The 12,193-nt window shown below is 72.8% G+C and carries 9 protein-coding genes; 8 read left to right on the top strand and 1 reads right to left on the bottom strand.

The annotated features are described in order from the left end of the window. Nucleotides 1-123 precede the first annotated feature (123 nt). The 7 genes from ACQEVU_RS23005 to ACQEVU_RS22975 all read left to right on the top strand — a co-directional run bounded on the left by ACQEVU_RS23005 (nt 124) and on the right by ACQEVU_RS22975 (nt 8,469). Nucleotides 124-579 (top strand): hypothetical protein, encoded by a 456-nt coding sequence (locus ACQEVU_RS23005; protein WP_433326764.1) that lies wholly within the window; start codon nt 124-126, stop codon nt 577-579. 72 nt (nt 580-651) lie between these two features. Next, on the top strand, nt 652-741 hold the full coding sequence (gene kdpF / locus ACQEVU_RS23000) for a K(+)-transporting ATPase subunit F (protein ID WP_344617409.1): 90 nt from the start codon (nt 652-654) through the stop codon (nt 739-741). Then, nucleotides 741-2,402 carry a potassium-transporting ATPase subunit KdpA gene (gene kdpA, locus ACQEVU_RS22995; RefSeq protein ID WP_433326761.1) on the top strand — a complete coding sequence of 554 codons (1,662 nt, stop codon included), beginning with the start codon at nt 741-743 and terminating at the stop codon, nt 2,400-2,402. Before kdpF ends, kdpA begins: the two co-directional genes overlap by 1 nt. Then, the gene (gene kdpB, locus ACQEVU_RS22990) at nt 2,399-4,483 is read left to right on the top strand and encodes a potassium-transporting ATPase subunit KdpB (protein ID WP_433326759.1); all 2,085 of its coding nucleotides are present in this window, start codon (nt 2,399-2,401) and stop codon (nt 4,481-4,483) included. The genes kdpA and kdpB overlap by 4 nt, the downstream gene beginning before the upstream one ends. Then, nucleotides 4,483-5,274 (top strand): potassium-transporting ATPase subunit C, encoded by a 792-nt coding sequence (locus ACQEVU_RS22985; RefSeq protein ID WP_433326757.1) that lies wholly within the window; start codon nt 4,483-4,485, stop codon nt 5,272-5,274. Before kdpB ends, ACQEVU_RS22985 begins: the two co-directional genes overlap by 1 nt. 1 nt (nt 5,275) lies before the next feature. Then, complete coding sequence (locus ACQEVU_RS22980; RefSeq protein WP_433326755.1) at nt 5,276-7,783, top strand: ATP-binding protein; 2,508 nt, start codon at nt 5,276-5,278, stop codon at nt 7,781-7,783. After that, on the top strand, nt 7,780-8,469 hold the full coding sequence (locus tag ACQEVU_RS22975; protein WP_433326753.1) for a response regulator: 690 nt from the start codon (nt 7,780-7,782) through the stop codon (nt 8,467-8,469). The genes ACQEVU_RS22980 and ACQEVU_RS22975 overlap by 4 nt, the downstream gene beginning before the upstream one ends. Here the strand turns inward: ACQEVU_RS22975 and ACQEVU_RS22970 are convergent. Further along, the gene (locus ACQEVU_RS22970; protein WP_433326751.1) at nt 8,466-10,379 is read right to left on the bottom strand and encodes an amino acid transporter; all 1,914 of its coding nucleotides are present in this window, start codon (nt 10,377-10,379) and stop codon (nt 8,466-8,468) included. The genes ACQEVU_RS22975 and ACQEVU_RS22970 overlap by 4 nt on opposite strands. Nucleotides 10,380-10,634: 255 nt before the next feature. On the opposite strand from ACQEVU_RS22970, the gene ACQEVU_RS22965 reads away from it, so the two are divergent. After that, nucleotides 10,635-12,131 carry a diguanylate cyclase domain-containing protein gene (locus ACQEVU_RS22965; protein ID WP_433326749.1) on the top strand — a complete coding sequence of 499 codons (1,497 nt, stop codon included), beginning with the start codon at nt 10,635-10,637 and terminating at the stop codon, nt 12,129-12,131. Nucleotides 12,132-12,193: the final 62 nt, after the last annotated feature.

Genomic DNA, 12,193 nt, shown 5'->3' with positions numbered 1-12,193 from the left:
TCAAGAACCCCACGGCGGGCGTAGGGATTCCGTCAAGACGTCTGGGCGGCGCCGGTGCCCGGGTCTTCACTTGCAGCGGGCCGGACGGAAGGCCCTCGGCGCGAGTGTCGAAGCGGGTGCGACATGCACGAGAACTGGTGGCTGGTGCGGCTGCACGCCGCGCCGACCGGCATCACGCTCGCCGCGGGCTCGGCCGCGGTCGTCGCCACGGCGTTGTTCGCCGCCGCGGCGACCGCGCCGTCGCAGCCGGTGGCGCGGCTCGTGGCGATGGCGCTGTGCGTCGCCGCGATCGGAGCGTTCGGCGGGAACCTCGCCGCCGCGCTCGCCACGGCCGGGATCGCCTGGTCGGTGCTCGACGGGTTCCTGGTGAACCGGCTGGGCGAGCTGACCTGGCACGGCCCGGCGGACGTCGTCCGGCTCGGCGTGCTGGCCGGCGTCGCCGTCGCCGGCTGGCTGGGCGCGCGCTCGCACCGGGCGGCGCGGCACCGGCGGCACGTGGTCCGCATGCGCGCCTGGCTGCACGGCGAGGAGTTCGCGTCGACGATCCGCGCACACAAGGAGGCAAGCCCCAGTGGCTGATGTGGTGTTCGTACTGCTGACGATCGCGTTGTTCGCGGTCCTCGGCCTGGCGGTGCGGGCGGTGGAGCGGCTGTGAACGCCGAGAACCTCGTCGGCCTCGTCCTCGCGGTCGCCCTGACCGCGTTCCTGATCGCTGCCCTACTCTTCCCGGAGCGGTTCTGATGAGCCCCACCCTGGCGGGCGTGCTGTTCATCGCCTCGCTGGTCCTCGTGCTGGCGCTGCTGTACCGGCCCTTCGGGGACTACATGTACCGGGCGATCACGTCTGTGCGGCACCTGCGCGCCGAACGCGTGCTCTACCGCGCCGTCGGCGTCAACCCCGACGGCGAGCAGTCGTGGGGTGTCTACGCGCGCAGCGTCCTGGCGTTCTCGGCGGTGTCGATCCTCTTCCTGTACCTCTTCCAGCGCCTGCAGAACCACCTGTGGCTCAGCCTCGGCTTCGACCCGGTGAAACCCGACCAGGCGTGGAACACGGCCGTGAGCTTCGTGACGAACACGAACTGGCAGTCGTACTCCGGCGAGTCCACGATGGGCCACCTCGTGCAGATGGCCGGCCTCGCGGTGCAGAACTTCGCCTCCGCCGCGGTCGGCGTCGCCGTCGCCGTGGCCCTGGTGCGCGGCTTCTCCCGGTCCCGGACCGAGCAGCTGGGCAACTTCTGGGTCGACCTGGTCCGCGTGAGCCTGCGGATCCTGCTGCCCGTGGCGGTGCTCGGCTCGCTGGTGCTCATCGCCGGCGGCGTGGTGCAGAACCTGTCCGGCGGCACCGACGTGACCACCCTCGCCGGGGCCGCCCAGCACGTGACCGGCGGGCCGGTCGCCTCCCAGGAGGTCATCAAGGAGCTCGGCACGAACGGGGGCGGGTTCTACAACGCCAACAGCTCCCACCCGTTCGAAAACCCGACCGGCTGGACCAACTGGTTCGAGATCTTCCTGATCCTGCTGATCCCGTTCTGCCTGCCGCGCGTCTTCGGCCGCATGGTCGGCGACAAGCGCCAGGGCCTGGCGATCGCCGGCATCATGGCGATCCTGGCGATCGGTAGCGTCATCACGCTCAACGCGCTGCAGATCCACCACGCGGGCACCGTCCCGGCGTCGGTCGGCGCGGCCACGGAGGGCGTGGAGACCCGCTTCGGCGTGCCGCAGTCGGCGACGTTCGCCGCGGCCACGACGCTGACGTCCACGGGGGCGGTGAACTCGTTCCACGACTCGTACACGGCGCTGGGCGGCATGGTCGCGATGCTGAACATGATGCTCGGCGAGGTCGCTCCCGGCGGGGTGGGCTCCGGGTTGTACGGCATGCTGATCCTCGCCGTCATCACGGTCTTCGTGGCCGGGCTCATGGTGGGGCGCACTCCCGAGTACCTCGGCAAGAAGATCGGCGCGCGGGAGATCAAGTTCGCGTCGCTGTACCTGCTCACGACGCCGGCGCTGGTCCTGGTCGGCACGGCGATCGCGATGGGGTCGGCGAAGGCCCGCGAGTCGATGGCCAACCCGGGCGCGCACGGCCTGTCCGAGGTGCTCTACGCCTTCACGTCGGCGTCGAACAACAACGGCTCCGCGTTCGCCGGCATCAGCGTCAACACGACGTTCTACAACACCGCGCTGGGCCTGTGCATGCTGCTCGGCCGGTTCCTGCCCATCATCTTCGTCCTCGGCCTGGCCGGCTCGCTCGCCCGCCAGCAGCCGGTGCCGGCGTCGACGGGGACGCTGCGGACGTACCAACCGCTGTTCATCGGCATGGTGGTCGCCGTCACGGTCGTCGTCGTGCTGCTCACGTACCTGCCGGCGGTCGCGCTCGGCCCCCTTGCGGAAGGAATTCGATGACCACCCCGACGCCGCGCAGGATCGCCGGCGGTCTGCTGGACCCGGCACAGCTGTGGCGGTCCACGCCGGACGCGCTGCGCAAGCTCAACCCGGCGACGCTGTGGCGCAACCCGGTCATGTTCATCGTCGAGGTCGGGTCGGTGTTCACCACCGTGCTCGCCGTGCTGCACCCGAGCGTGTTCGCGTGGGCGATCACCGTCTGGCTGTGGCTGACCGTGCTGTTCGCGAACGTCGCCGAGGCCGTCGCCGAGGGCCGCGGCAAGGCCCAGGCCGACACGCTGCGGCGGGCCAAGCAGGACACCGTGGCCCGCCGGCTCGTCGACGGCGTCGAGGAGCAGGTGCCGGCCCCGCAGCTGCGCCAGGGCGACATCGTCGTGGTCGAGGCCGGGCAGGTGATCCCCGGCGACGGCGACGTCATCGAGGGCATCGCCTCCGTCGACGAGTCGGCGATCACCGGCGAGTCCGCGCCGGTCATCCGCGAGTCGGGCGGTGACCGCTCGGCGGTCACCGGCGGCACGAAGGTGCTGTCCGACCGGATCGTCGTGAAGATCACCCAGAAGCCGGGCGAGTCGTTCATCGACCGCATGATCGCGCTCGTCGAGGGCGCGAACCGGCAGAAGACGCCGAACGAGATCGCGCTCAACATCCTGCTGGCCTCGCTGACGATCATCTTCCTGCTGGCCGTCGCGACCCTGCAGCCCCTGGCGATCTTCTCGAAGAGCGTCCAGGCGTTCGCCCCGGACAGCGCCGCGCTCAACGCCGACGGCGTCACCGGCATCGTCCTGGTGTCGCTGCTGGTCTGCCTGATCCCGACGACGATCGGCGCGCTGCTGTCGGCGATCGGCATCGCCGGCATGGACCGGCTCGTGCAGCGCAACGTCCTGGCCATGTCCGGCCGGGCGGTCGAGGCGGCCGGCGACGTCAATACGCTGCTGCTGGACAAGACCGGCACCATCACGCTGGGCAACCGGCAGGCCGGCGACCTGCTGCCGGTCGACGGCGTCACGATCGACGAGCTCGCCGAGGCCGCCCAGCTGTCCTCCCTCGCCGACGAGACCCCCGAGGGGCGCAGCATCGTGGTGTACGCCAAGGAGCACCACGGCCTGCGCGAACGCGACGTGTCCGGTGCGGCGTGGGTGCCGTTCACCGCGAACACCCGCATGTCCGGCGTGGACGTCGACGGCCGCGAGGTCCGCAAGGGCGCCGCGACCGCGGTCATGAAGTGGGTCCGGGACAACGGCGGCCACCCGACGGCCGAGGTCGGGTCCATCGTGGACGCCGTCTCCTCCTCCGGCGGCACCCCGCTGGTGGTGGCGGCCCGCACGCCGGGCGAGCCCGCCCGCACCCTCGGCGTCATCCACCTCAAGGACGTCGTCAAACAGGGCATGCGGGAGCGGTTCGACGCGATGCGCCGCATGGGCATCCGCACCGTCATGATCACCGGCGACAACCCGCTCACCGCGAAGGCCATCGCCGAGGAGGCGGGCGTCGACGACTTCCTCGCCGAGGCCACCCCCGAGGACAAGATGGCCCTCATCAAGCGGGAGCAGGAGGGCGGCAAGCTCGTCGCGATGACCGGCGACGGCACCAACGACGCCCCGGCCCTCGCGCAGGCCGACGTCGGCGTGGCGATGAACACCGGCACGTCGGCCGCCAAGGAGGCCGGCAACATGGTCGACCTCGACTCCGACCCGACCAAGCTCATCGAGATCGTCGAGATCGGCAAGCAGCTGCTCATCACCCGCGGCGCCCTGACCACGTTCTCCATCGCCAACGACATCGCCAAGTACTTCGCGATCATCCCGGCCATGTTCGCCGCGATCTACCCCGGCCTCGACCGGCTCAACATCATGCGGCTGCACTCGCCGACCTCGGCGGTCCTGTCCGCGGTCATCTTCAACGCCCTCGTCATCGTCGCGCTCATCCCGCTCGCGCTGCGCGGCGTGCGCTACCGGCCCAGCTCCGCGGCGGCCATGCTGCGGCGCAACCTGCTGGTCTACGGCATCGGCGGCATCATCGTGCCGTTCGCCGGCATCAAGCTCATCGACCTCTTCATCATGTCCATCCCGGGGATCTCCTGATGCGCCTCCCATCGTGGCTCGCCCAGCACCTGGCCGCCCTGCGCGCCCTGATCGTGCTGACGATCGTGCTCGGCCTGGCCTACCCGCTGCTCATGGTCGCCGTCGCCCGCATACCGGGCCTGGCCCACCACGCCGACGGTTCCCTCCTCGCCGGCAACAAGGGCAGCGCCCTCATCGGGCAGTCCTTCACCGACAAGGACGGCAAACCCCTCAGGCAGTACTTCCAGTCCCGCCCGTCCGCGGCCGGCGAAGGCTACGACCCGACCGCGACGTCGGCGAGCAACCTGGGGCCCGAGAACCTCAAGCTGCTCAACCTCGTCTGCGAGCGCAGCAAGGCGGTCGGCGAGCTCGAGCACGTCGACGGGGCCCGGCCCTACTGCACGCCCGGCGGGGAAGGCGCCGTCCTCGCGGTCTACCCGGACCACGCGGTGAGCCTCGGGGAGGCCTGCCCGGCCAGGCCGTTCATCGCGCAGTACCAGGGCCGGCCGGTCCAGTGCGCCGAGCCCGGCAGGGACTACGGCGACGGCGTCACCACCCCGATCCGCGGCGACGCGCCGGAGCACCCGGCGGTGCCGGCCGACGCGGTCACCGCCAGCGGCAGCGGCCTCGACCCGCACATCAGCGTCGCCTACGCCGACCTGCAGGTGCCGCGGATCGCGGCCGAGCGCCACCTGAGCGAGGCGCAGGTGCGCAGACTGGTCGAGGAGCACACCGAGGGCCGTACCCTCGGGTTCATCGGGGAACCGGCGGTCAACGTCCTGCAACTCAACCTCGCCCTGGACGGGAGCTGACATGACGGCGCGCGGGACGCTGCGGGTGTACCTGGGTGCGGCGCCCGGCGTCGGCAAGACCTACAAGATGCTCGAGGAGGGGCGGCGGCGCCAGGACCGCGGGACCGACGTCGTCGTCGGGTTCGTGGAGACCCACGACCGCCCCTTCACCCAGGCGATGCTCGACGGGCTCGAGATCGTGCCGCGCAAGGACATGCAGTACCGCGGCGCCGCCTTCACCGAGCTCGACCTCGACGCGGTCCTGGCCCGCCACCCCGAGGTGGCCGTGGTCGACGAGCTCGCCCACACCAACGTGCCCGGCAGCCTGCACGCGAAGCGCTGGCAGGACGTCGACGTGCTGCTCGACGCCGGCATCGACGTGCTCACCACGGTCAACATCCAGCACCTCGAGTCGCTCAACGACGTGGTCGAGGCCATCACCGGCGTACCGCAGCGCGAAACCATCCCGGACGCGGTCGTGCGCCGGGCCGAGCAGATCGAGCTCGTCGACATGACCCCGGAGGCCCTGCGGCGGCGCATGGCCCACGGCAACATCTACAAGCCCGAGAAGATCGACGCGGCGCTGGGCAACTACTTCCGCGTCGGCAACCTCACCGCGCTGCGCGAGCTCGCGCTGCTGTGGCTCGCCGACAAGGTCGACGAGCAGCTGGACCGCTACCGGGCCGACCACGCCATCGACAAGACGTGGGAGGCCCGCGAGCGGGTGGTCGTCGCGCTCACCGGCGGCCCCGAGGGCGACACGCTCGTGCGGCGGGCGGCGCGCATCGCCGCGCGGACCAAGGGCGCCGACGTCCTCGCCGTCCACGTCGTGCGTGGCGACGGCCTCGCCGACGCCCACCCGGCCAACCTGACCCGGCAGCGGCTGCTCGTCGAGTCCCTCGGCGGCACCTACCACCAGGTCCTCGGCGCCGACGTGCCCCGCGCCCTGCTCGACTTCGCCCGCGGCGTCAACGCCACCCAGCTCGTCCTCGGCGCCAGCCGCCGCGGCCGCCTCGCCCAGATCCTCTCCCCCGGCGTCGGCGTCACCACCACCGCCGAGTCCGGCACCATCGACGTGCACCTCGTCACCCACGAGCACATGCGCCGCTTCCCGTGGCGGCGCACCGGCACCGCCGCCGGCCTCGACCTGCGCCGCCGGCTGCTCGGCGTCGCGATCGCCCTGGCCGGGCTGCCGGCCCTGACCGCGGCCCTGGGCGCGATGCGCGGCGACATGGCGCTGCCCAGCGACATCCTCGCCTACCTCATCCTCGCCGTCGCCGCGGCCCTGGTCGGCGGCCTCCTGCCGGCGCTGATCTGCGCGGTGGGCGGCTTCCTGCTGCTGAACTGGTACTTCACGCCGCCGCTGTACGAGTTCACGATCGCCGAACGCGAGAACGTCTTCGCCCTCGTGGCGTTCGTCTTCGTCGCCGTCGCCGTGGCGACCGTCGTCGACCGGGCCGCCCGCCGCGCCCGCGACTCCGCCCGCGCCTCGGCCGAGGCGCAGACCCTGGCGACGCTGGCCGGCAGCGTCCTGCACGGCGACAACCCCCTCGAGGCGCTGCTGGAACGGGTCCGGGAGTCCTTCCACCTGGCGAGCGTCACGCTGCTGGAACGCGACCGCCCGCACGCACCGTGGCGCATCGCCGCCACCGTCGGCGGGCCGCCGTGCACCTCGCCGTCCGAGGGCGAGGCCGAGGTGCCCGTCGAGGAGGACGTCTCCCTCGTCCTGCGCGGCCACGCCCTGCCCGCCGCGGCCCGCCGCCTCGTCGAGGCCTTCGCCGCCCACGCCGCCATCGCCCTGCGCCAGCGCCGCCTCGCCGAGCAGGCCGCCGAGGCCGGCACCCTCGCCGAGGTCGACCGGCTGCGCACCGCGCTGCTCTCGGCCGTCAGCCACGACCTGCGCACCCCGCTCGCCTCGGCCAAGGCCGCCGTCGGCAGCCTGCGCAGCCCCGACGTCGCGTTCTCCCCGGCCGACACCGAGGAGCTGCTGGCCACCGCCGAGGAGTCCCTCGACAAGCTCACCCGGCTCGTCGAGAACCTCCTCGACATGTCCCGCCTGCAGGCCGGCGCCCTCGCGATGACGATGCAGCCGGTCGACCTGGCCGACGCCCTGCCCCGCGCCGCCGACGACCTCGACGCCGCCGTCGCGCTCAGCGTCCCCGAGCTGCTGCCCGAGGTCCGCGCCGACCCGGCCCTGCTCGAGCGGATCCTGGTCAACCTGCTCGCCAACGCGCTTCGCCACAGCCCGCCGGACCGCCCGCCGTCGATGAGCGCCAGCGAGCACGCCGGCCGCGTCGAGATCCGGGTCGTCGACCACGGCCCCGGCATCCCCTCCGCCGACCGGGAGCGGGTCTTCCAGCCCTTCCAGCGCCTCGGCGACCGCGACAACGCCACCGGCGTCGGCCTTGGCCTGGCCCTGTCCCGCGGCCTCGCCGAGGCGATGGGCGGCACCCTGCAGCCCGAGCACACCCCCGGCGGCGGCCTCACCATGACCCTGACCCTGCTCGCCGAAAAGACCGAGCCCCGATGACCCGCACCCGCGTCCTCATCGTCGACGACGAGCCCCAGCTGCTGCGCGCCCTGCGGATCAACCTGCAGGCCCGCGAGTACGACGTGGTGACGGCGGGCGACGGCACGACCGCCCTGCGCGCCGCGGCCGAGCAGCACCCCGACGTCGTCGTGCTCGACCTCGGCCTGCCCGACATCGGCGGCCTCGAGGTCCTGCGCTCCCTGCGCGCCTGGACCCCGGTCCCGGTCGTCGTGCTGTCGGGCCGCCTCGGCAGCTCCGAGAAGGTCGCCGCGCTCGACGCCGGCGCCGACGACTACGTCACGAAGCCCTTCAGCGTCGACGAGCTCCTGGCCCGCCTGCGCGCCGTGTCCCGCCGCCGCCCCGAGCCGGAGCTGACGCCCGCGGTGCGCATCGGCGACTACGAGGTCGACGTGGCCGCGCGCGACGTGCGCCGCGCCGACGGCAGCGGCGAGCGGGTGCACCTGACCCGCACCGAGTGGCGGATGCTGGAGCTGCTGGTGCGCAACCCCGGCCGGCTGGTCGGCCGCCGGGAGCTGCTGCGGCACGTGTGGGGCCCGACGTACGTCGGGGAGACCCACTACCTGCGCCAGTACATGACCCAGCTGCGCCGCAAGCTCGAGCACGACCCGTCCCGCCCGCGGCACCTGCTGACCGAGCCGGCGATGGGCTACCGCTACCAGCCCTAACCCGCGTGGACGTGGGGCCGCCGGCCGCGGTCCGGCTCGGAGCGGCGCAGCATCTCCCGGGTCACCGGGGCGACCTCGCCCTGGCCGAACGCCAGGTAGCGCAGGAAGTTCAGCGCCGGGTTGCCCTCGGTCCACTCGAAGTAGATGTGCGGGCGGCGGCCGGTGCGGTCGCGGATGTGCAGCAGCAGCGCGGCCAGGGCGTTGGGGACCGACGAGCTCTCCATGACCAGGACGCGGTAGCGCCCGTGGACCACCGCGCCGCGCACGCGCAGGTCGGCCTCGAACTCCGACGGGTCGGTGACCTCGACCTCGACGAAGATGATGTCGTTCGGGTCCGGCAGGTCGTTGTCCGCGGTGATCTGGGCGAGCTTGTCGCGGTACTCCCCGGCGTCGCGGCGGTCCGGCTCGCTGGCCACCAGGCGGATCGAGCGGCGGGCGCACTCGTGGATGAAGCGCTCGGCCACCGGGTCGGTCTCCACGTGGGTGACCCGCAGCTCGAACGCCCGGTACAGCCGCGACAGCAGCGACACCGCCATGATGCCGCCGATGAAGCAGGCGGCGATCTTCACGCCGTCGGGGCGTTCGACGACGTTGTCGACGGTGGTGTACGCCAGGACGGCCGTGATGAGGCCGAAGCCCACGGTCTTCGCGCGCTGGCGGCGCCGGCGGGCCGACAGGGTGACGGCGACCGCGGCCGACGTGATGAGCACGAGCACGCCGGTGGCGTAGGCGCCGCCCTGCGCGTCGACGTCGGCGCCGAACCAGACGGTGATGAGGAACGCGACCGCGGTGAACACGAGGACCAGCGGCCGCACGGCACGGGCCCAGGTGGGCGCCATGCCGTAGCGCGGAAGGTAGCGCGGCACGAGGTTGAGCAGGCCCGCCATGGCCGAGGCGCCGGCGAACCAGAGGATGGCGATGGTGGCGAGGTCGTACACCGTGCCGAACCCGCCGCCGAGGTTCTGATGCGCCAGGTAGGCCAGGGCCCGGCCGTTCGCGGCGCCGCCGGGCTTGAACGCGTCGGCCGGGATGAGCACGGTGGTGACGATGCTGCTGGAGATGAGGAAGACGCTCATGATGGCCGCGGCCGTGGTGAGCAGCTTCCGGGCGCCGCGGATGCGCCCCGCCGGGTGCTCCTCGGTGTCGCCCGGGTCGCCCTTGACGTGCGGCATCACCGCCACCCCGGTCTCGAACCCGGACAGCCCGAGGGCCAGCTTCGGGAAGACGAGCAGCGCGATCGCGACCATCATGAACGGGTCGCCGTGCTGGGCGGTCAGCGCCGCGGTCCAGTCGCCCACCGCCGCCGGGTGGCTCACGACGCGCCACAGCCCGTCGGCGACGACGACGGCGTTGAGCGCCAGGTACACCCCGACCAGCCCGACCGCGATCCCGATCGCCTCGGTGAAGCCCTTCAGGAACACCGCCCCCAGCAGCCCCACCAGCACCAGGGTGACGATGACCGGATGGCCGTGCAGGCTCGCCGGCCAGAACGGGTTCTCGTTGATGTGCGCCGTCGCGTCCGCCGCCGACAGCGTCACGGTGATGATGAAGTCGGTCGCGGCGAAGCCGAGCAGCACCAGGACGAAGAGCTTGCCCTGCCAGTACGTCAGCAGCCGCACCAGCATCGCGATCGAGCCCTCGCCGTGCGGGCTGTCGACGGCCACCCGGCGGTACACCGGCAGCGCCCCCAGCAGCGTGACGAGCACGAGCACGGCCGTGGCGATCGGGGAGAGCACCCCCGCGGCCAGCGCCGCGATGCCCGGCTGGTAGCCGAGCGTGGAGAAGTAGTCCACGCCGGTGAGGCACATGACCTTCCACCAGGCGTGCGTCTTGTCCTCGGGCGGCCGCGCGTGCGGCCCCTGGTGCTGCAGTGACCGCTCCGACAGACCGGAGAGCAGCCAGTCGCGCACCGGCCCACCCTTCACACGCCCGGGCGCAACGGTCGTCGACACGCTGAACCGGCCTCCTCCCGTTCTCGAGCCCCGCCCTGTATTGAGCCACCAACTCCCGGCCGGTTGCCCCACGCGGGGCGTTAAGAACGCGTCAAGAATGCCGGCGGGGCCGCACGAAGCGCGGAGCCGGTACAACCGTGATCCCTCTCAGCTCCGGAGCCGTATGGACGATTGAGACAGCGCAGTCGGTACCCGGCGGAGCGAGGGAGGGCCGTGAGCACACCGCGTGACCGGGCGTCCTCGGGCGCCATGCTGCGCGACCCGGTCCTGCGCGGGCTCGTCGCGCTCGGCGGTGTGTGCCTGGTGTGGTACCTCATGCCCGGCGCCGGCGCCGCGGCCAAGCTCGCGCTGTTCTGGCCGATCCAGGTGCTGCTCGACGTCGCGTTCGCGATCATGTGCGCCCGGATGAGCGCGCTGGCCGGCGTGGACCGCTCGATGCGGCGGTTCTGGCGGATCATCTCGGCCGGCGCCGTGCTGTTCACGGTGGCCGACACCGTCCAGGGCGCGGCGACGTTCGCGCACCCGGTCGACGGCATGGTGCAGGGCGGGCCGGTGCAGTCGGCGCTGGTGACGCTGGGGTCGCTGGTGTGCCTGCTGGCGATGGTGCAGCACCCGACGCGCACGAGCGGTCGGGAGAAGCTGCGGTTCGTGCTCGACGCGGCCACCGTGGTCGCGGCGACGGCGGTCTTCGTGTGGTACCTCTCCCCCTCCGTCGACGTGCGCGAGGGCGGCATGGCCGTGCTGCTGCCGTTCGCCTCCGCCGGGGCCAGCCTCGCCGGGTCGTTCGGGCTGGTGAAGCTCATCCTCGGGCGCAACATGCCGTTCACCCCGATCGCCGGGTGGTGCGCCGGGCTGGCCGGCGTGCTCGTCGGCCTGAGCACCGGGCTGACCCCGGCGCTGGTCGGGGTGGCCGGCCCCGAGGTGGCCATGCTCGCCCGGCTGCTGCCGTGCGTGCTGCTGGCCGCGGTGCCGCGGATCAACGAGGTGAACCTGCGCGCCGACCCGGACATCCTGGCCCGCCGCCGGTCCCGTCCCTACAGCCTGCTGCCGTACTTCGGCGTCGCCGGCGTCTTCGCCCTGCTGATCGTCGCGCTGTCCGGCGGGACGCTGGGCGTGCGGGTCTGGGGTGTCGTGGCCGGGGTCGTGCTCGTCACCGGGTTCGTCGTGAGCCGCCAGCTCGTCGCGTTCACCGACAACGCCCGGCTGCTCGCCGAGGTCGTCGCGTTCCAGGACCGGCTGCGTCACGAGGCGACCCACGACCCGCTGACGGGGCTGGCCAACCGGGCGCTGTTCGCCGAGCGCATCGCCGAGGCCGGCGGCACCGCGGCCATCCTCATCATCGACCTCGACGGCTTCAAGACGGTCAACGACACCCTCGGCCACCACGCCGGGGACGCGCTGCTGCGGGCGGTCGCCGACCGGCTGCGCGGCTGCGTGCGGGCCGGCGACACGGTGGCCCGCCTCGGCGGGGACGAGTTCGCGGTGCTGCTGCCGGGCACCTCGCGGGCCTACGCCGACGACCTCGTGCCGCGGCTGCACGAGTCCTTCGCCGAGCCGGTGCCGATCGAGGCGGCCCGGGTGCCGATCCGGGCCAGCATCGGCGTGGCCCACGGACCCCTCGCGCAGGCCGAGGCGCTGCTGCGCGACGCGGACATCGCGATGTACGCCACAAAACACCGCCGGGACCGGGCGGGCGTCGCGCCGCTGTGACATGCTGCGCCACCTGGGGGCCGCCGGGTGATTGACGGTTCCCGCTACGGGCCGTAGCGTTC

The sequence above is a fragment of the Dactylosporangium sp. CA-139066 genome (assembly GCF_050936175.1).
Lineage (GTDB): Bacteria > Actinomycetota > Actinomycetes > Mycobacteriales > Micromonosporaceae > Dactylosporangium.
Note: the sequence above shows the minus strand (reverse complement) of the source record. Positions and strands in the feature narration are given on the sequence as shown.

What these genes read in the sequence shown, in the direction of transcription:
- ACQEVU_RS23005 (WP_433326764.1), top strand. Translation starts at nt 124, where the DNA reads ATGCACGAGAACTGGTGGCTGGTGCGGCTGCACGCCGCGCCGACCGGC.
- kdpA (WP_433326761.1), top strand. Translation starts at nt 741, where the DNA reads ATGAGCCCCACCCTGGCGGGCGTGCTGTTCATCGCCTCGCTGGTCCTC.
- kdpB (WP_433326759.1), top strand. Translation starts at nt 2,399, where the DNA reads ATGACCACCCCGACGCCGCGCAGGATCGCCGGCGGTCTGCTGGACCCG.
- ACQEVU_RS22985 (WP_433326757.1), top strand. Translation starts at nt 4,483, where the DNA reads ATGCGCCTCCCATCGTGGCTCGCCCAGCACCTGGCCGCCCTGCGCGCC.
- ACQEVU_RS22980 (WP_433326755.1), top strand. Translation starts at nt 5,276, where the DNA reads ATGACGGCGCGCGGGACGCTGCGGGTGTACCTGGGTGCGGCGCCCGGC.
- ACQEVU_RS22975 (WP_433326753.1), top strand. Translation starts at nt 7,780, where the DNA reads ATGACCCGCACCCGCGTCCTCATCGTCGACGACGAGCCCCAGCTGCTG.